Below are 17,376 nucleotides of genomic sequence, written 5' to 3' on the forward strand. Positions count from 1 at the left end.
TTATTTGTTAAATATTTGAAATGTGTTATTTATGTTTTGATTTTATAAAAATAGAAAAATAATTATAGGTTTCTAATAAAAAAAATCGAGAGCAAATATAAAAGGAAATTTTAATTGATCTGTAAAAATTGTAATATTTTAACTACAGAAATATATGTTGCATTTTTTGAATATTTATAAATTAATGTTCTCATTTTATATTAAAAATTACATATAAACTAAATTTTATGGACAAACATTAAATTCAAATCTAAAATATTATCTACCTTTGTTATTGAAAGGTTTATACCTTTTTTCTTAAATAAAAATGTAAAGTATGCAAAACATTCCTAGTGTAGACTTACGTGATTTCCTTTCGGACGACCCGAAACGTAAACAAAAATTTGTAAATGAAATCGGCAGTGCATTTGAAAACATTGGCTTCGTTGCCTTAAAAGGTCATTTCTTAGATGACAAATTGGTAGACGAACTTTATGGTGAAATTAGAAAATTTTTCGCCTTGCCAGTAGAAACTAAGCATAATTATGAAATTCCCGGAATTGGCGGCCAGAGAGGTTATGTTTCTTTTGGAAAAGAACATGCTAAAGGACGCAAAGAAGGTGATTTGAAAGAATTCTGGCATTTTGGCCAGTATGTTGACAAAGATTCAAAATGGGCTTCAGAATACCCTGATAACGTTGAAGTAAAAGAACTTCCTCGTTTTAATGAAGTAGGAAAAGAAGCTTATCAAATGCTTGAAAAAACAGGAATTTATGTTTTAAGAGCTTTGGCTTTACATCTTGGTTTAGATGAGTTTTATTTTGATGAATATGCAAAAGAAGGAAACTCTATTTTAAGACCAATTCATTATCCGCCAATTACTTCTGAGCCGGAAAATGCGATTCGTGCAGCAGCTCACGGCGACATTAATTTAATTACCTTATTAATGGGAGCTCAGGGTAAAGGTCTTCAGGTTCAAAACCACAACGGAGATTGGATTGATGCTATTGCAGCAGATGACGAATTAGTAATTAATGTTGGAGATATGTTATCAAGACATACAAACAACAAATTAAAATCGACTATTCATCAGGTTGTAAATCCGCCAAGAGAATTATGGGGAACTTCTCGTTATTCTGTTCCGTTCTTTATGCATCCTGTAAGCGATATGCGTTTAGATTGTCTTGAAAATTGTATCGATGAAGAAAATCCTAAAAAATATGAGGATATTTCTGCGGGAGAGTTTTTACATGAACGTTTAGTGGAATTAGGTTTAATAAAAAAATAAAAATTAAATAAATTTCAATCCTGTTTTTGTCAGGATAAAAAATTCCAAATTCCAAACTCTGTTATGGGGTTTGGAATTTAATTTTTAAATACCTTTATGGTTGGAAATTTATTTTACAGAATTAAAAAAATATGGACTTAAAAGATCAATTAAAAAACTTATTTCCCGATCACGTAGAAACAAATGAACCAGAGGAAATTCAGGAACAAGATCACGTTTTGTATGTGCAGAAAGAACCTATGATCTGTAAATTCGAAAAGCGAAAAGGAAAACCCACAACCATAATTGAAGGTTACGAAGGAAGTGATGAAGATTTTAAAGTATTAGCTAAAGAAATAAAAACAAAATTAAGCGTTGGCGGTACTTTTAAAGACGACTCAATCATTATACAAGGTGATTACCGCGACAAAATTATGGCTATTTTAAAAGAAAAAGGATTTAAAACTAAAAGAGTCGGCGGGTAAAAATAGTTTCACGTTTAAAGTTTCAAGTTACGCAGCCTGAAACATGAAACAGAAAAACTTAGACCCTTAGCATCTCAGAACCTTAGCAACTTAAAAAAAAATGATAAAAGAATCAGAATTAATACTTAATCCAGACGGAAGCATTTACCACCTAAACCTTCGTCCTGAACATATTGCCAACGATATAATTTTTGTTGGAGACCAAAACAGAGTTGAAAAAATCACCCAGTTTTTTGATTCAATCGAATATTCAACTCAAAAAAGAGAATTTAAAACCCAAACCGGAATTTACAAAGGAAAAAGAATCTCTGTAATGTCTACCGGAATTGGTCCTGATAATATTGATATTGTAATTAATGAGCTGGATGCTCTTGTAAATATTGATTTAAAAACACGTCAGCCAAAAGAAAAATTGACATCTTTAAATATTATCAGAATCGGGACTTCGGGTTCATTACAAGCCGATATTCCTGTTGACAGCTTTGTAATGTCAAAATTCGGATTAGGACTTGATAATATGCTTCGCTCCTATTTAATTGATGAAGTTTCGAATGCTGCACTCGAAGATGCTTTTATTCAGCATACCAATTGGGATATTAAAAAAGGAAGACCTTACGTAATTCCATGTTCTGAAAAACTGGAAAAAATTATCGAATCTGATAAAATTTTTAAAGGAATAACTGCTACAGCCGGAGGATTTTATGGTCCGCAGGGACGCGTTTTACGTTTAAATATCCAAGATGAGGAATTGAACAGCAAAATGGATAATTTTAATTTTAATGATAACCGTATTACCAATTTAGAGATGGAAACAGCAGCAATTTATGGGCTTTCTTCTCTTTTAGGACATAATGCCTTATCTTTAAATGCTATTATTGCCAATCGTGCTTCGGGAACTTTTAGTGAAGATCCTTATAAAGCAGTAGACCAATTAATTACATATACATTAAATAAATTGGCAGGGAATTAATTAGAAAAATTGATAATTTTTAAAATCTAAAATTTATGTTTTTACGAGTTGCCAGACATACGAATGATTTAAAGAAAATCGAGGATTTTTACGTTAATATCCTTGGATTTGAACTCTTAGGAGGTTTTGATAACCACAATAATTACGATGGAATTTTTATTGGAAAATCAGGACTTGACTGGCATTTCGAATTTACACAATCTAATACAAAAGCAAAACATTCGTTTGACGAAGATGACATTACGGTGCTTTACCCTAAGAGCATTTTAGATTATAACGAATTAATTAAGAAAATTTCACACCAAAATATTGAAACGATAGCGGCCGTTAATCCTTTTTGGAACGAAAACGGAACCATGATTCAGGATCCAGACGGTTATCGCATCATTATATCACCATTAAAAGCTGTAATAAGCGAAATAGAATAATGCAGGAAACACATAAAAAAATATTATTTAAATATTATAGTGATTATTTAGAAGAAACGGTTTCAGAAACCATGTGGGCCGAAATTGTTGATTTAGAAAAAGGACTTTTTAAATTAGATAATATTCCATTCTTCGGGCCGTTAATAGCGACCGATGATTTATTTTACGCCGAATTTGATGAAGATGAAAAACGTCTGGTTTACAAAGAAACGATAGAAAATTCAGGAAATTCAATCGTTCAGGTTATCATTTTAGAAAAAGGTTTCGATAAAGAAATTATCAGAGAAAAATTAAAAGTAATAAATTGTTTGTCTGAAGGATTAAATGATAGTTTTATTTCTGTTGAAGTGGTTCGCGACGTTGATTATTCGATTGTAAGAAGCATTTTAAATGAATACGAAGCCAATGACACAATTCAATACGCTGAGCCTTGTCTTTCCGATAAACACAGGGCCGATTTATTAAAAAACTAAACAAACAAACTTAAGAATACGCATACCAAACTTAACTTAAACTCAAACTATAATGAAAACTGTAAAAATTGTAGGTGTTCCTGAGCACTTCAATCTGCCATGGCATTTATGCATTGAAAATGGCGAATTTGAAGCAGAAAATATCGATTTGCAATGGAAAAACGTTCCTGAAGGCACTGGCAAAATGTGTCAGATGCTGCGTGAAGGAGAAGCAGATATGGCCGTAATTTTAACCGAAGGAATTGTAAAAGATATCACAGCTGGAAATCCAAGTAAAATTGTTCAAATTTACGTTCAGTCGCCTTTAATCTGGGGAATTCACGTAGCAGCAAAATCAGATTTCCAGACTGTAAAAGATTTAGAAAACAAAAAAGCCGCTATTTCGAGAATTGGTTCGGGATCACAGCTAATGGCGTATGTAAACGCAAACGAACAAGGCTGGAACAGCGATAATCTGCAATTTGAAATTATAAATACAATCGACGGCGCTGTTGAAGCTTTAACAAACGGTACCGCTGATTATTTTATGTGGGAACGTTTTATGACAAAACCGCTTGTAGATCAGGGAATTTTTAGACGTGTAGGTGACTGCCCTACTCCATGGCCTTCATTTGTGATTGTTGTTCGTGATGAATTCCTTAAAAAGAATGCTAAAGCAGTCGAAAAAGTATTAGAAATCATCAACAAAACAACGCACGATTTTGCGCAGATTCCTGATATTGATAAAACTTTGGCAGATTTATTTAATCAAAAAGTCGAAGACATTCAGGAATGGCTGAAACTAACACAATGGTCACAAAAACATTTAAGTGAAAAAGCGTTTGTCAAAATTCAAAATCAATTATTTGATCTGGGAATTATTGATAAAAAAAGTACTTTTGTTGAAACGGTAAAAGCGCTGTAAATACTGCTTTTGATTCTTATGATAAATTTTCCTAAAATTGACCTTCCGCAGTTAAAATCCAAATTACAGGTGAAATCACCTTGGGACAGGATTATTATTTCTGTGTTGAGTCTTTTTATTACAATTCCGATATTTATCATTCTGCATCAAAATCTTATAGATTTAGAATGGGCATTCAATCTCGATCGTGTTTTTATATTCATTTTTGTTTTTGCTGCTATTTTCTTTCTATTAATGTATCTGCGTACCATAATTATTTTATGTGTCGCAGTTTACTTATTGATTTTATTTTACGGATCGGTTATTGGAAATTATGGTTTTAGTGAGATTTCAGAAGATTACAATTCGATGATCTATACCATGTCAGACAATCCGTATCCGCAGGATATTGTGGTTGCAAAGTTGCTTCCGTTTCCTAATAAATCAAAAATTATAAATGCAATTGAATACCAGAACCCCAAAGTCCGAAATTTTGCGATTATGGCCACTTCAAAGCATTTTAAAGGCATAAAAGGTTACTCTGACTATAGAACGATTATTCAGTGTTTTGCTGTTTTTAAAGAAATCAACGGACGCTGGAATTATGTAAACGATCCTAAAGACGGCGATTATATTGCCACTGCCAGCGAATCATTAGAATATTTCTCTGGAGACTGCGACGATCATTCTATTTTAATGGCTGCGGCTATTCGTTCTATTGGAGGAACACCGAGACTTATTCATACCAAAGGTCATATTTATCCTGAAATACTTATTGGATCTATGATCGATCTGGAAAAGGTCAATTATTTAATTAAAAATGTTCTTTTTCAAAAAGAAAGTTATGGTAAAAAAATACATTACCATATCGATGAACGCGGACAAGTCTGGATGAATCTGGATTATACCGCAAAATACCCAGGCGGCCCATTTATGTATGAAGAAATTCTGGGAGCCTTAACACTTAATTAATTTTTAGAACTTTATTAACCCTTATTTTTACTAAGGTATTAGAAACCAGATATTTTATGTTAATAAAATGTTAGGGGTAAAACTTTTTTTTGTATCTTTTTCCTATCTAATTATTAATCACAAAATCATGAAAAATTCTAAACTATTTATCTTCGGGCTTGCATTGGCAGCAGTATTAATGATTTCATGTTCTAAGGGTAGAAATAAACTGATTAACTCTTGGAAAATAACAGCCGTAGAACCGAAAATCCCCATGTCGGACTCCTTAAAAACTGTTATTTTAACCGATGGAACTCTAACGTTTACAAAAGACGGACATGTTACCGGATATTTAACAAGAGAGATAACAAACGGCACTTACGCTTTAACAAAAGGCGGGAAAAGTTTAGTGATTAAAGATGAAGTTGGAACCCCATATCCTTGCGAAAGTACTATTACGAGCGATCAATTAATTCTGGATAGTAAAGAGGTAAAACTGACACTCAAAAAAATAGAATAACAAAAATATTTAAAAGCCGCTTTGTAAGCGGCTTTTTTTATGCTTAAACTTTTACAACAATTAAAATCATTGATATACTGTAAGTTATTACTTCTGAAATTATTAAATTAGCTGTGCGTAAGACAAAAATCAAATTTTAAATTTTAATACCACCATTATGAAATTAAAAAAGAGATTATCAGCAATTGCAGCTTTATTGAGTATTCTGTTTCTGCAGGAAGCTTTTCCTTGTACTAGAATAGTTTACGAAGGTTTAAACGGCACTATTATAACTGCCCGTTCTATGGACTGGAAAGGCGAAATTCCAGCTAATTTATGGCTTTTTCCAAGAGGAATTGAACGATTTGGCGAAGCAGGAAACAATTCAGTTACATGGAAATCAAAATACGGAAGTGTTGTAACCAGTTCTTGGGATATTGCTTCTTCTGACGGAATGAATGAAAAAGGTCTTGCCGGTAATCTTTTGTGGCTGGTAGAATCTGCGTATCCTAAATTTGTAAAAAACGGTCCTGTAAAAGGACTGGCTGTTTCTTTATGGCTGCAGTATGTTTTGGATAATTATTCAACCGTTGCCGAAGCCGTAAGCGCTTTAGAGAAAAAAGATTTTGTGGTGGCATCGTCACATATTCCGGGAACAGATATTTTTGCAACTGTGCATTTGTCTTTATCAGATTCAACTGGAGATAATGCTATTTTTGAATATATTAATGGAAATCTGGTTATTCATCATGACCGAAAATATGTTGCCATGACCAACTCCCCTATTTTTGATCACCAATTAGCGATTAATACTTACTGGCAGAGTATTCCGGGAACAATTATGCTGCCGGGAACTAATCGTGCAGCAGATCGTTTTGTAAGAGCTTCCTATTATATTGATGCAATCCCCAAAACAGATAATACAAGAACTGCCCTTGCCAGTGTTTTTGGTGTAATTAGAAACTGCTCTGTTCCGCTGGGAATTTCCTCAGAAACAGAACCTAATATTTCTTCTACAAGATGGAGAACTGTCGCAGATCATAAAAATCTGGTTTATTATTTTGATAATGTACTAAATCCGAATGTAGTTTGGGTTGAGTTTAGTAAACTGGATTTTACTGAAAAAGGAAAAGTAAAAAAACTCAGTTTGGCGAATAACGAAAATTATTCTGGAGAATCGTCTATGAATTTTAAACCTACAGCAACATTTAAATTTGCCGGACTAGATTAAACGTTAACTATAAAAATTATTAAACCCCCTCTAAAATAAGATTTTAGAGGGGTTTATTTATTCTCGTAATATCTTTTCCATTTTTCTGCCTTTTGCCAATTCATCTACTAATTTATCCATATAACGAATTTTCTGCATCAGTGGATCTTCGATTTCTTCAATTCTGTAACCGCAAATTACTCCCGTAATTTTCGAAGCATTCGGATTCAGATTTGGTGCTTCAGCAAAAAAGGTTTCTAAATCCGCCTTTTTTTCAATCTGATCTCTAAGTTGTTTGTCATTATAACCTGTAAGCCAAAGAATAACAGTATCTACTTCTTCTGCTGTACGGCCTTTCTTTTCTACTTTTTCTTTGTATAATCGATAAATACTGGCAAACGAATATTGAAAAACCTTGTTGTTCATGATTTCTTTTTTAGATATCTAAAATTATGATTTTTTGAGCTAAAAGGATCAAAGTGTAATCCCCTTTTTCAAATTAATATCTAAAATTTTTTCAAAAAACTATTGCGCAGTCAAATAACTGCATTATATTTGCAGTCAAATAACTGCACAATGGAAATACGTAGAGATGTTTTTCAGGCAATTGCCGATCCAACCCGAAGAGCAATTTTAAACCTGGTAGCCATACAAGCTATGACTCCCGGTACAATAGCGGAAAATTTTGATTCGTCGAGACAGACGATTTCAAAACACATTAAAATCCTGACAGAATGCGAATTGCTTGACCAGCAGCAAAACGGAAGGGAAATTTATTACTATATCAATCCACAAAAAATTAAGGAAGTAGCCGATTTTATAGAGCCGTTCCGCAAAATGTGGGATGATCGTTTTAATAAATTAGAAAGTATAATGAAGAACTACAAACCTAAAAAAGATTAGTTTATGGAACGCAAAACAAAAATCAGTGCCGAAAACGGACAGCAGGAAATCCTGATTACAAGAGAATTTGACCTCCCTCTTGAATTGCTTTTTAAAGCGTATGTAGAACCCGAAATTGTAGAACAATGGATGGGAACAAAGGTTTTAAAATTAGAAAATAAAAAACACGGAAGCTGGCAGTTTGAAACCAAAGATCCAAACGGAAATGTGGTGTTTAGTGCCAATGGTGTAATCCATGATTTTGTTCCGAACAAGAGAATCACCAGAACTTTTGAAATGGACAATGCAAATTTTGCACCTCAGTTAGAGTTTCTGGAATTTGAAAAACTGACAGATGAAACCAGCAAAATAACCATTCAGACTATTTACAAATCAGTTGAGCATAGAGATTACCAGTTAAAACTGCCTTTTGCACAAGGTTTGAATATGGCACACAATCGTTTACAAGAAATCGTTAATCAACTAAAATAAATCATCATGAGCAAAAGAAACAAAATTATTTACTGGATTGCCACACTTTGGCTGGCTTTAGGCATGACTTCAACTGGAATCGTACAGCTGTTAAAAATGAAAGAAGAAGCCGATATGATGGCTCATTTAGGTTATCCGCTATACTTTTTGACCATTTTGGGTATTTGGAAAATATTGGGCGTAATCGCAATTTTAATCCCAAAATTTCCTTTATTAAAAGAATGGGCTTATGCTGGTTTTATTTTTGCCATGAGTGGTGCTGTATTTTCTCATTTTGCCGTTGGAGATTCAGGAATCGCCTATTTTGGCCCTTCCCTATTATTGGTTTTAACTGTTATTTCCTGGTATTTTAGACCTGCTGAGAGAAAAGTTGTAGATTAAGTTTTACAGTCTCAGTTTTCAGTCTCAGTCTCAGTGTTCAGTGCTAAAACAACTTGAATACTGCGACTGAACACTGAGACTGAATACTGAGACTGAATACTGAGACTGAATACTGAGACTATTAAACAACTTCATTAAAAAAATCAAGTAAAAGCTGCAGGTTATTTTCATCGTGCATTGCCTCTGTTTGCTGCAAAGTAATTTCGGTAATTTCAGAAGTTCTGGTGCACATTCTTTTTTCAAAAAAGCCAATTGCATCTTCCATATTCACAAATAAATTAGAAGTTAAAACCTCGTATAATTCTAATGCATCAGCCAGCGCCTGATTTGCTCCTTCTCCTGCGTACGGCGGCATACGATGCGCAGCATCTCCAATCATGGTTAGATTTGGCAAAGGTTTCCAAGACTGATCTAGCGGAAAATGATACATAGGGCGCGGTGTAAGCCAAACGTCATCACTTTCAAAAAGTTCCTGCCAGTCCGGATTCCAGTTTTTAAATTCTTTTTTAAACCACTCTGAAACTTCGGTTTTATTTGTAAAATCAATTCCAGATTTTGCAAGCCAGTCATGTGCTGTTTTTAAACCAATTAAAAGCGTAAGAGTTCCATCACCTTTGGCACTAAATAAAAGTGTTTTTCCTTGTTCTAGTGCAAATATTTTCCCATCGTTAACCAGTTTCCAAAGTTTAGGTGCATTCTTTTCGGCATTATAAACATTGATTTCAATTGCAGTAACTCCAGAAAATACAGGCTGAATATCTGTAATATATTTTCTAACGCGCGAATTGGCACCGTCAGAAGCAATAACCAAATCAGCATAAGCAGTTGTTCCGTTTTCAAAAGAAATTTCCCAGCTGGATCCAGATGGTTTCATTTCTGTAAACTTAGAATCCCATACTATATTTTCTTCTTTTATAGATGAAATTAATACATCACGCAGCGGACCTCGGTCTATTTCCGGGCGGAAATGCACATTGCCAAAATCTTCTTCCGGTTTTTCATTACCATCATCGTAAACCACTGTCATATTACGATCAGTAATTTTCATTTTATCAGCTCCGGGGCGGTAATTCTTTTTAAAATCATCCATTAATCCTGCAGTCAGCAAAGCTTTTAACCCTGTGTCTTCGTGTAAGTCTAATGTAGAACCCTGCTGGCGAACGTATCGATCCTGATCTCTCTCGTATACTTTTACTAATGCGCCTTTTCCCTGTAATAATCTGGCAAGAGTTAATCCGCCTGGGCCTCCGCCAATGATTGCTATTTTTTTATTATCTAGTAACATACTTATTCTTTTTTATTGTTTAAAATTTCAATTACAAAATTATCAGTATCTTTATAGGTAAAATATCCTATTTTGATATTAAAATAGTCGTAAATGAAAATTGAAGTTACAGATAAAAACGGTTCAGGAATTCTGCATAAGCTTGCCGATGCAATGGGAGCTTCTGTCCGCGGTCGTTTTGTGGATATTCCCGAAAAATTAGGCGAAGGTTATATGACCGGATTTACCTGGGGCAATGAGCTGCGTATGATGATTCGGAATTATTATTTAAAAGAAGAAATTGTACTCGAACGCAAAAATGAAATTCCCGAAGGACAAGAAAATGTAATATTTTTTCTAAGCGGTATTTTTGATACTTCTTTGCATCAAAAAGAAAAACTCTCTCCAGAACAGCCCAATGTTTTTATCTGTATGCAGTCTGTTTCGTCTGTAATTGCAATGCCTCAAAATACTTTTTTTAAAAGCATAACGATTTCAGCATCCAGAGAATATTTACAGCAGCGATTTGGCACACTGCATCATCCTGTTATTTCAAGCATTCTTACTTCTAAAGATACTTTTGTTTATGAAACCGGAATTTCTCCTGCAATGGTCACAACAGCAAGTGAAATGATTCACCAATTGGTTCCTGAAAGTTTAGAAAATCATTATAATAAGCTCAAATGCGAAGAACTTTTATGTCACATTTTCGCTTTATTATTGCAGCGGGATGAAACCCCTGCAAGCGGTATTCATATTAAAGACATCAAATCCCTTTATGCCATAAAATACCATCTACAGTCCAATCTTGATAAAGCACCTGATATCGCTTCATTAGCCAAAGAAGCCGGAATGAGTGAGCCAAAACTTCGAAAATTATTCAAACAGACTTTTGGAAAAGGTGTTTTTGAATATTATCAGTTTATGAGAATGCAGGAAGCGGCAAGGCTTTTAAAGGAAAATCATCTATCTGTTTCAGAAGTTGGCTATGAGTTAGGATTTACCAATTTAAGCCATTTTTCAAGGGTTTTTGAACAGCATATTGGTTTAAAACCGAAAAAATATTCCAGCTTATAACCTAAGTGATTAATTTTGCATAAGATATTTAGAAAATGAGTTTACTAATTCAATCCGCGTTACCAGATTCATCTATTTCGCATTTTGTACACAGCTTTTGGATGCTGGAAAACAATACCGGAAAAGATATTCCGTCGACCATACTGCCAAACGGAATGGTTGATCTTGCTGTAATGAATATGGGCTCTCAGAGCTGGGAAATATCAATTCGCGGTTTAGATACTGTACCAAGCGCAATAAATATTCCTGTTGCAACAAAAATGTTCTCTATTGGATTTAAGCTTCTCGCTGTAGAATATTTGTTTGGAGATTCTATTAAAGACGTTTTAAATGGTGGAAAAAATCTTTCAGATAAAATATGGAAGTTTGAAGAAACTGATTTGAATACTTTTGAAAATTTTTGCAGCAAAGCCACACAAATAATAAAAGGGATTTTTATTGAAAATATCGACAATAGAAAAACCAAACTGTTTGATTTAATTTATTCTTCAAAAGGTTCTTTACCTGTTCAGGAACTTTCTGATAATGTGTTTTGGAGCAGTCGTCAAATTAATCGTTACTTTAATCAGCAATTTGGAATTTCGCTTAAGGCTTATTGCAATATTCTTCGTTTTGGATCGTCATTTAAACCCATCAGCGAAGGGAATCTTTTTCCTGATCAAAACTTTACAGATCAGAATCATTTTATAAAAGAAATCAAGAAATATTCCGGCGTAACTCCAAAAGAACTCAGCAAAAATAAAGAAGATCGGTTTATGGATATTACAGCGATTAAAAAGTTCAACAAATAAAAACGTCTGATTTTTACTATTTCATCCAGACCTTATTTTTCAATTTTGTAACATAATTCAAAGAATAAAACTTATGTTACTTACAAATAAAAAAACAGCCATTATAGGCGCCGGGCCGGTTGGTTTAACAATGGCGAGATTACTACAGCAAAACGGAATTAATGTTACCGTTTACGAAAGAGACAAAGATCCAAAAGCAAGAATCTGGGGCGGTACGCTGGATTTACACAAAGGTTCTGGGCAAGATGCCATGCAAAAAGCAGGACTGCTTGAGGAATACTACAAAAAAGCAATTCCGATGGGAAGAATCATAACCGATTATCTTGGAAATGTATTGTTTAGCAAAGAAACATCGGTCGAAGAACAATATGACAGCCCGGAAATCAACCGAAACGATTTAAGAACATTACTAATCAACAGCTTAGAAAAAGATACTGTTGTTTGGGATAGAAAACTGATTGAGGCCGAAGAACAAAACAATAAATGGATTTTGCATTTTGAAAATGGCGAAATTGAAACCGCAGATTTTGTTATTGGAGCAAATGGCGGCATGACTGCTATTAGAAAATATCTTACTGATGCAGCAGTAGAATTTACAGGAACTTATATGATACAAGGCGAAGTTTCTGAACCAGAGATAAAATGCCCTGATTTTTACAAACTATGTGCTGATAAAATTTTAATGACTTCTAATAATGGAAATTTATTAGTTGCAAATCCTAAGAACAGTAATGTTTTGAGTTATAATGTGATTTTTAAAATGCCAGAAATACTTGAATTGGACTTTAAAAATTCTGACTCTGTAATTGAATTTATTTCAGAGAGATTTAAGGATTGGGACGCCGTTTACAAACAATTATTTCAAGCTGCTTCATTTTTTACTGGTTTGCCTACAAAAAAAATATCAGTCGAGGAATGGAAAAATAATCGCCCCTTACCTATTACACTTATTGGCGATGCAGCGCATTTAATGCCTCCTTTTGCGGGACAAGGAGCTAATATTGGGCTTCTGGATGCTTTAGTTCTATCAGAAAACCTCACAAACAGAGATTTTAGAACCGTAGAAGAAGCAGTTTTTGATTATGAACAGCAAATGCAGCTTTATGCACGCAAAGCTCAAGAAGAAACCCGAATAAATGAAATTGAAATGCTGAAAAAGGATTTTACATTTTTAAAATTTGCCAATTAAATATTTGGTATTTGTGATGAAAATAATTCTATCTTAGTAACAGAAAACGAACCTGATAATTTGAACTAAAATATGGAAAACTCACAAAATCAATCTGATGCAGCACCAAAAGTGACAGGAATTGGCGGAATTTTCTTTTTTCTTGAAAATCCAAAAGAAACTAAAGAATGGTATGCCAAAAACTTAGGGTTAGAAATTAACGAATGGGGTTCGGCAAGTTTTGAATCCAGAAATCTTGATAATCCGGAGCAGATCGAATCAACGCAATGGTGTCCTTTTAAAAAAGGTGATGAATATTTCTCGCCGTCGAAAAAAGAGTTTATGGTTAATTACCGTGTTCAAAATATTGAAGGGCTTTTAGAAAAACTAAAAGCAAACGGCGTGACGGTTCTGGATGATATAGAAACGTACGAATATGGTAAATTTGTTCATATTATGGATACTGAAGGCAATAAAATTGAACTTTGGGAACCTGTATATTAAACAACCAGATTAAATTTTAAGTATGAAAACAAAGGTTCAAATATTGAGAGAAGAAAATCATCTGACTCAGACTGAACTCGCCGAAAAATCCGGACTTTCATTGCGGACAATTCAACGAATCGAAGCCGGAAATATTCTAAAAGGGTTTACTCTTAAAGCATTAGCGGAATCATTTGAAGTAAAACCTGAAGATCTGATCCTGGATGCTGATAAAATAGATTCTGATATTAAACGCGCTAAACTTATTAATTTTTCGGCTTTGTCTTCTCTTATTATTCCGTTTGGGAATATTATTTTTCCTTCTATTTTAACGTATAAATCAAAAGATGCAAAGGCCAAAGAACTGGGAAAAAATATTTTGATGGTTCAGATTATTTATACTTTTATTTTGGGCACATTAATGCTGGTAAGTCCGTTTATTCAAAAAGCATTTGCTATAAAATTTCCTTTGTTTCTTGTGTTTTTAATACTCTTGAAAGCTCTAAATGTTTTTATAATTTTTAAAAACGGATTGAGCTTAACTCAAAAATCAGATTTGTATATAAAGCTGAAATATAATATTTTATAATCGCTGTCATAAAATTGACGCATAAAAGTCATATCTATTTTACAGTCTGTTTCTGTTACAATTCGCAATATTGCATCAAAAAATTGTAATGAAACTAATTAAGAAAATCGTTTTGACTTTTGCAGTCCTTATTATTCTGTCATTAACTGCGGGTTATTTTTATTTTGACAAAAAATTCAGTCCTCCTCAAAATTATCTCAAAGTTTACGGAAGCGCTGATAATATTCCTTTAAAATGGGTTTCGGAAGCAGAAAATCCTTATTCTGCTCTGCTTCTCCCCGTTCAAATAAAAGATGTTAAGGAAACATTTTATATGCAGCTCGATCTTGGCTCGCCGGTTACTGTATTTTATAAAAAATCATTGCATTCAATTAAGGAAAAACTTCCTAAACAAATTCATTTTAATCAGGAATCAAAAGAGATTCCGCTGGATTTTAAATTAGGAAATCTGATTGTTTCATCAGAAAAATTCCAATTATTAGATTATGGAAAAAAGGTCGATACTAAAACCTCAAACGCTGTAAACATTATAGGTACAATTGGAACTGATTTAGCAGAAAAGCGAACTGTTATACTTGATTTTGCTAATAACACATGTTCTTTTAATCGAAAAAATATCAGCAATGAGGCTTTTAACTTTGAATTTAAAAAACGTAAACTTCTTTTTCCTGCCAAAATTGATAATCAAAATTTAAAATTACTTTACGATTCAGGTACAAGCGGTTATGAATTGATTGTAAATAAAGAAGAATGGCAGAAATATAAAATGAAAAACGGCAGCATTAAAACTGAAAAAGGAAATTCATGGGGAAATATACTGCGTGTTATTTCGGCTCCAGCCAATAAAGAAATGCTATTTGGAAAAACAAAATTGAAAATATCCGAAGTAATTTATATTGAAGGAGTTTCAAAAATGCAGACTTTTTTAATGAAACGTTCAGGAATGCAGGGAATGATTGGGAATAAAATCTTTTTGAATCATAAACTTACTATTGACTGCAAAAATGAAAAGTTTACAGTTGAGTAAATAACAGCACTTAAATAATGTTTATATTCGTTGCAGGAACAAATTAAAACCGCAAATCATGGTAAATCAATTTGAAGAAGTAATTGCAAAAGCTTATACAGCCTTTAATGAAAGAAAAATAGACAATGCATTATCTACGATGCAGCCAGATGTGCAATGGTCTAAAGCCTGGGAAGGCGGTTACATAAGCGGACACGATGAAATTAAAAAATACTGGACCAGACAATGGACTGAAATAAATCCAAAGGTTGACCCAGTTGGTTTTAATCAAAGAGAAAATGGCAGTCTTGAAGTAAAAGTACATCAAAACGTAAAGGATCTGCAAAACAATATACTATTTGACGGATTCGTAAAACACGTTTATACTTTTCAAAATGGTTTGATAAAAACGATGGATATTGAATTGGTTGAGAATGATTAGGTTATAGAAACTACATTCCAGGCCAATATAAAAAATTGAATTTATGTCCGTCTGGATCAGTAAAGCCAAAAGTGTAGCCTACTTCAAAATCTTCAGGTTCTGAGAAAATTACGCCTCCGGCTTTTTTTACTTTTTCGATCCATAAATCGACTTCTTCCCTGCTGTCTGCAGATAACGAAAAGATAATTTCATTTTCAGTTTCTGTATTGACCGGTTTACCTTTTAAAGCCCATTCAAACCTTTTGGTGGTAAAAAAGTTAATTATAAAATTGCTGTCGGCAAATGCAAAACTTACTAATTCGCTTGTTTCTTTTCCGTTCTGTTTAAAGCCCAAAGCAGTATAAAACTGAATTGTTTTTTGTATATCGTTAGTGGCTAAATTAGCCCATATCATTCTGGTTTTCATAATATTTAGTTTTTTGTAAAATCGTTAATAGATTAAAATTAAGCATTTTATATGTAATTATCATTTTGAATTTTAATTGATTAGAAATAGAGATATTTCTTATATTCGCTTTATACACAATTATCGTTTATGAAACTTTTCAGAACATTCTCTTCGCTGCTGACATTAATTTTAACCGGTTGTATAGGCAACATGAATCCAACAGGCGGAAATTCTGCGCCCAATTATCCTTATTTTATTACAACAGAACCTGTGGTGGTTAAAAAAATAACAGTGCCTAAGGGAACAAAATTGGTGTATGAAGAACGTATGTTTTTAGAAGGAAAACAAGATAAAATGATGAGTGAGCAAAGGCTTATAGAAATTGAGTTTCCTGCCGGACAAACCATAAATTGGGGCGGTGTTCCTATAACATCAATCAATAAGTTTTTTAATTCTGAAATGCGCGGCTATACGGTTTATGCTAAATTTGATGAATTGAGTGAGGATAAAAAAACGAAATTTTCTGAATTATGGCAGAATTGCAGTAATGATTTGGGAATTACAATAAAAAATACCGACGACTGGTCTTTTAACAAACAAAATATTGCCGATGTAAATGACTGCAGTGTCCTTTACCAGCGCTATTTTAAAGATGATGAAAAACAGCAGACTTATTTGAATGAGCTTTACGCAGCGCTTTTAAAAGTAGATTTGAAGTAATTTTTTAAAAAATTCAGAAGCAAAAAAAATATGTTTGAAACCAGATGTATTTAGAGAAGTTAAGTAATTCTAAAAAAAAACTCCTTAATTTCTTAAGGAGTTTTTTGTGGGCGATGAGGGGTTCGAACCCCCGACCCCCTCGGTGTAAACGAGGTGCTCTGAACCAGCTGAGCTAATCGCCCTATTTTACTAGGCTGCTATCGTTTGTGATTGCGAGTGCAAATATACAGCTAGATTTTGTATTTGCAAGTGTTTTTAGAAAAAAAAGATAAAATATTTTGTTCCATACTGTTTGTCAAACTTTTCCAATTCTAATACTCAAGTAAATATATAAAAAAACTCCTTAATTTCTTAAGGAGTTTTTTTGTGGGCGATGATAGCTTGTTCCGATTTTTCATCGGAAGATTCGAACCCCCGACCACTTCCGATGAAAAATCGGAATGCTCTGAAACAGCTATAGAATTTATTTTTGCTTTCACTAAATAAGATATAAACAATAAAATTCATAAAATGTATATAAAGCAAAAAACTCCAAAATCATAAGACTT

The 17,376-nt window shown here is 33.3% G+C and carries 23 protein-coding genes and 1 tRNA gene; 20 read left to right on the forward strand and 4 right to left on the reverse strand.

All coding sequences use genetic code 11. The features are described from left to right. Nucleotides 1–316 precede the first annotated feature (316 nt). The 9 genes from ACTJIW_RS23395 to ACTJIW_RS23435 all read left to right on the forward strand — a co-directional run bounded on the left by ACTJIW_RS23395 (nt 317) and on the right by ACTJIW_RS23435 (nt 7,166). A complete protein-coding gene (locus ACTJIW_RS23395) occupies nt 317–1,267 on the forward strand; it encodes an isopenicillin N synthase family dioxygenase (RefSeq protein ID WP_012024899.1) in 951 nt (316 codons plus the stop codon). A gap of 131 nt (nt 1,268–1,398) precedes the next feature. Continuing rightward, a complete protein-coding gene (locus ACTJIW_RS23400; protein WP_012024898.1) occupies nt 1,399–1,731 on the forward strand; it encodes a translation initiation factor in 333 nt (110 codons plus the stop codon). Nucleotides 1,732–1,831: 100 nt separating this feature from the next. Beyond that, entirely contained in the window at nt 1,832–2,701 is an 870-nt protein-coding gene (locus tag ACTJIW_RS23405; protein ID WP_440716653.1) for a nucleoside phosphorylase, read from the forward strand. Nucleotides 2,702–2,736: 35 nt separating this feature from the next. Further along, complete coding sequence (locus ACTJIW_RS23410; RefSeq protein ID WP_012024896.1) at nt 2,737–3,129, forward strand: VOC family protein; 393 nt, start codon at nt 2,737–2,739, stop codon at nt 3,127–3,129. Next, nucleotides 3,129–3,602: a DUF4265 domain-containing protein gene (locus tag ACTJIW_RS23415; RefSeq protein WP_012024895.1), complete on the forward strand. Its 474-nt coding sequence runs from the start codon at nt 3,129–3,131 to the stop codon at nt 3,600–3,602. Before ACTJIW_RS23410 ends, ACTJIW_RS23415 begins: the two co-directional genes overlap by 1 nt. 52 nt (nt 3,603–3,654) lie before the next feature. Next, nucleotides 3,655–4,506, forward strand: coding sequence for a substrate-binding domain-containing protein (locus tag ACTJIW_RS23420; protein WP_440716654.1), 852 nt, complete (start codon nt 3,655–3,657; stop codon nt 4,504–4,506). 18 nt (nt 4,507–4,524) lie between these two features. Beyond that, nucleotides 4,525–5,457: a transglutaminase-like domain-containing protein gene (locus tag ACTJIW_RS23425; RefSeq protein ID WP_012024893.1), complete on the forward strand. Its 933-nt coding sequence runs from the start codon at nt 4,525–4,527 to the stop codon at nt 5,455–5,457. Nucleotides 5,458–5,710: 253 nt separating this feature from the next. Then, the gene (locus ACTJIW_RS23430; RefSeq protein ID WP_254796588.1) at nt 5,711–5,956 is read left to right on the forward strand and encodes a hypothetical protein; all 246 of its coding nucleotides are present in this window, start codon (nt 5,711–5,713) and stop codon (nt 5,954–5,956) included. 157 nt (nt 5,957–6,113) lie between these two features. After that, complete coding sequence (locus ACTJIW_RS23435) at nt 6,114–7,166, forward strand: linear amide C-N hydrolase (protein WP_440716655.1); 1,053 nt, start codon at nt 6,114–6,116, stop codon at nt 7,164–7,166. Nucleotides 7,167–7,223: 57 nt separating this feature from the next. Here ACTJIW_RS23435 and ACTJIW_RS23440 read toward each other — a convergent pair whose 3' ends face one another. Beyond that, nucleotides 7,224–7,571: a DUF2200 domain-containing protein gene (locus tag ACTJIW_RS23440; RefSeq protein WP_440716656.1), complete on the reverse strand. Its 348-nt coding sequence runs from the start codon at nt 7,569–7,571 to the stop codon at nt 7,224–7,226. 150 nt (nt 7,572–7,721) lie between these two features. Between ACTJIW_RS23440 and ACTJIW_RS23445 the strand changes: the two genes are divergently transcribed. Genes ACTJIW_RS23445 through ACTJIW_RS23455 form a run of 3 tightly spaced genes read left to right on the forward strand, consistent with a single transcriptional unit; the run spans nt 7,722 to nt 8,900 of the window. Beyond that, nucleotides 7,722–8,048, forward strand: coding sequence for an ArsR/SmtB family transcription factor (locus ACTJIW_RS23445; RefSeq protein WP_149207381.1), 327 nt, complete (start codon nt 7,722–7,724; stop codon nt 8,046–8,048). Between the two features lie 3 nt (nt 8,049–8,051). Then, a complete protein-coding gene (locus ACTJIW_RS23450) occupies nt 8,052–8,519 on the forward strand; it encodes an SRPBCC domain-containing protein (protein WP_121361221.1) in 468 nt (155 codons plus the stop codon). A 6-nt stretch (nt 8,520–8,525) separates the two neighbouring features. Continuing rightward, entirely contained in the window at nt 8,526–8,900 is a 375-nt protein-coding gene (locus tag ACTJIW_RS23455; RefSeq protein WP_440716657.1) for a DoxX family protein, read from the forward strand. Between the two features lie 121 nt (nt 8,901–9,021). Here ACTJIW_RS23455 and ACTJIW_RS23460 read toward each other — a convergent pair whose 3' ends face one another. After that, complete coding sequence (locus ACTJIW_RS23460) at nt 9,022–10,185, reverse strand: FAD-dependent oxidoreductase (RefSeq protein WP_440716658.1); 1,164 nt, start codon at nt 10,183–10,185, stop codon at nt 9,022–9,024. A 93-nt stretch (nt 10,186–10,278) separates the two neighbouring features. Here ACTJIW_RS23460 and ACTJIW_RS23465 point away from each other — a divergent pair, with 93 nt between their 5' ends. The 7 genes from ACTJIW_RS23465 (at nt 10,279) to ACTJIW_RS23495 (ending at nt 15,720) form a co-directional block, all read left to right on the forward strand. Next, nucleotides 10,279–11,241 (forward strand): helix-turn-helix transcriptional regulator, encoded by a 963-nt coding sequence (locus ACTJIW_RS23465; RefSeq protein WP_440716659.1) that lies wholly within the window; start codon nt 10,279–10,281, stop codon nt 11,239–11,241. A 35-nt stretch (nt 11,242–11,276) separates the two neighbouring features. Next, nucleotides 11,277–12,032, forward strand: coding sequence for a DUF6597 domain-containing transcriptional factor (locus ACTJIW_RS23470; RefSeq protein WP_440716660.1), 756 nt, complete (start codon nt 11,277–11,279; stop codon nt 12,030–12,032). Between the two features lie 73 nt (nt 12,033–12,105). Further along, complete coding sequence (locus ACTJIW_RS23475; protein WP_440716661.1) at nt 12,106–13,221, forward strand: FAD-dependent oxidoreductase; 1,116 nt, start codon at nt 12,106–12,108, stop codon at nt 13,219–13,221. 72 nt (nt 13,222–13,293) lie between these two features. Further along, entirely contained in the window at nt 13,294–13,704 is a 411-nt protein-coding gene (locus tag ACTJIW_RS23480; RefSeq protein ID WP_433811138.1) for a VOC family protein, read from the forward strand. A gap of 22 nt (nt 13,705–13,726) precedes the next feature. Further along, nucleotides 13,727–14,272 carry a helix-turn-helix domain-containing protein gene (locus tag ACTJIW_RS23485; protein WP_433811140.1) on the forward strand — a complete coding sequence of 182 codons (546 nt, stop codon included), beginning with the start codon at nt 13,727–13,729 and terminating at the stop codon, nt 14,270–14,272. 88 nt (nt 14,273–14,360) lie between these two features. After that, entirely contained in the window at nt 14,361–15,299 is a 939-nt protein-coding gene (locus ACTJIW_RS23490) for a hypothetical protein (protein WP_440716662.1), read from the forward strand. A gap of 58 nt (nt 15,300–15,357) precedes the next feature. Beyond that, on the forward strand, nt 15,358–15,720 hold the full coding sequence (locus ACTJIW_RS23495) for a nuclear transport factor 2 family protein (protein WP_440716663.1): 363 nt from the start codon (nt 15,358–15,360) through the stop codon (nt 15,718–15,720). Between the two features lie 10 nt (nt 15,721–15,730). Here ACTJIW_RS23495 and ACTJIW_RS23500 read toward each other — a convergent pair whose 3' ends face one another. Beyond that, entirely contained in the window at nt 15,731–16,126 is a 396-nt protein-coding gene (locus ACTJIW_RS23500) for a VOC family protein (protein ID WP_433811144.1), read from the reverse strand. Between the two features lie 129 nt (nt 16,127–16,255). Between ACTJIW_RS23500 and ACTJIW_RS23505 the strand changes: the two genes are divergently transcribed. Further along, nucleotides 16,256–16,828 (forward strand): hypothetical protein, encoded by a 573-nt coding sequence (locus ACTJIW_RS23505; RefSeq protein ID WP_440716664.1) that lies wholly within the window; start codon nt 16,256–16,258, stop codon nt 16,826–16,828. A 107-nt stretch (nt 16,829–16,935) separates the two neighbouring features. Here ACTJIW_RS23505 and ACTJIW_RS23510 read toward each other — a convergent pair. Beyond that, nucleotides 16,936–17,010 (reverse strand) — tRNA-Val (locus tag ACTJIW_RS23510). Nucleotides 17,011–17,376 lie beyond the last annotated feature (366 nt).

The organism is Flavobacterium sp. 22659 (assembly GCF_052044235.1).
Lineage (GTDB): Bacteria > Bacteroidota > Bacteroidia > Flavobacteriales > Flavobacteriaceae > Flavobacterium > Flavobacterium johnsoniae.

What these genes read in the sequence shown, in the direction of transcription:
- ACTJIW_RS23395 (WP_012024899.1), top strand. Translation starts at nt 317, where the DNA reads ATGCAAAACATTCCTAGTGTAGACTTACGTGATTTCCTTTCGGACGAC.
- ACTJIW_RS23400 (WP_012024898.1), top strand. Translation starts at nt 1,399, where the DNA reads ATGGACTTAAAAGATCAATTAAAAAACTTATTTCCCGATCACGTAGAA.
- ACTJIW_RS23405 (WP_440716653.1), top strand. Translation starts at nt 1,832, where the DNA reads ATGATAAAAGAATCAGAATTAATACTTAATCCAGACGGAAGCATTTAC.
- ACTJIW_RS23410 (WP_012024896.1), top strand. Translation starts at nt 2,737, where the DNA reads ATGTTTTTACGAGTTGCCAGACATACGAATGATTTAAAGAAAATCGAG.
- ACTJIW_RS23415 (WP_012024895.1), top strand. Translation starts at nt 3,129, where the DNA reads ATGCAGGAAACACATAAAAAAATATTATTTAAATATTATAGTGATTAT.
- ACTJIW_RS23420 (WP_440716654.1), top strand. Translation starts at nt 3,655, where the DNA reads ATGAAAACTGTAAAAATTGTAGGTGTTCCTGAGCACTTCAATCTGCCA.
- ACTJIW_RS23425 (WP_012024893.1), top strand. Translation starts at nt 4,525, where the DNA reads ATGATAAATTTTCCTAAAATTGACCTTCCGCAGTTAAAATCCAAATTA.
- ACTJIW_RS23430 (WP_254796588.1), top strand. Translation starts at nt 5,711, where the DNA reads ATGTCGGACTCCTTAAAAACTGTTATTTTAACCGATGGAACTCTAACG.
- ACTJIW_RS23435 (WP_440716655.1), top strand. Translation starts at nt 6,114, where the DNA reads ATGAAATTAAAAAAGAGATTATCAGCAATTGCAGCTTTATTGAGTATT.
- ACTJIW_RS23440 (WP_440716656.1), bottom strand. Translation starts at nt 7,571, where the DNA reads ATGAACAACAAGGTTTTTCAATATTCGTTTGCCAGTATTTATCGATTA.
- ACTJIW_RS23445 (WP_149207381.1), top strand. Translation starts at nt 7,722, where the DNA reads ATGGAAATACGTAGAGATGTTTTTCAGGCAATTGCCGATCCAACCCGA.
- ACTJIW_RS23450 (WP_121361221.1), top strand. Translation starts at nt 8,052, where the DNA reads ATGGAACGCAAAACAAAAATCAGTGCCGAAAACGGACAGCAGGAAATC.
- ACTJIW_RS23455 (WP_440716657.1), top strand. Translation starts at nt 8,526, where the DNA reads ATGAGCAAAAGAAACAAAATTATTTACTGGATTGCCACACTTTGGCTG.
- ACTJIW_RS23460 (WP_440716658.1), bottom strand. Translation starts at nt 10,185, where the DNA reads ATGTTACTAGATAATAAAAAAATAGCAATCATTGGCGGAGGCCCAGGC.
- ACTJIW_RS23465 (WP_440716659.1), top strand. Translation starts at nt 10,279, where the DNA reads ATGAAAATTGAAGTTACAGATAAAAACGGTTCAGGAATTCTGCATAAG.
- ACTJIW_RS23470 (WP_440716660.1), top strand. Translation starts at nt 11,277, where the DNA reads ATGAGTTTACTAATTCAATCCGCGTTACCAGATTCATCTATTTCGCAT.
- ACTJIW_RS23475 (WP_440716661.1), top strand. Translation starts at nt 12,106, where the DNA reads ATGTTACTTACAAATAAAAAAACAGCCATTATAGGCGCCGGGCCGGTT.
- ACTJIW_RS23480 (WP_433811138.1), top strand. Translation starts at nt 13,294, where the DNA reads ATGGAAAACTCACAAAATCAATCTGATGCAGCACCAAAAGTGACAGGA.
- ACTJIW_RS23485 (WP_433811140.1), top strand. Translation starts at nt 13,727, where the DNA reads ATGAAAACAAAGGTTCAAATATTGAGAGAAGAAAATCATCTGACTCAG.
- ACTJIW_RS23490 (WP_440716662.1), top strand. Translation starts at nt 14,361, where the DNA reads ATGAAACTAATTAAGAAAATCGTTTTGACTTTTGCAGTCCTTATTATT.
- ACTJIW_RS23495 (WP_440716663.1), top strand. Translation starts at nt 15,358, where the DNA reads ATGGTAAATCAATTTGAAGAAGTAATTGCAAAAGCTTATACAGCCTTT.
- ACTJIW_RS23500 (WP_433811144.1), bottom strand. Translation starts at nt 16,126, where the DNA reads ATGAAAACCAGAATGATATGGGCTAATTTAGCCACTAACGATATACAA.
- ACTJIW_RS23505 (WP_440716664.1), top strand. Translation starts at nt 16,256, where the DNA reads ATGAAACTTTTCAGAACATTCTCTTCGCTGCTGACATTAATTTTAACC.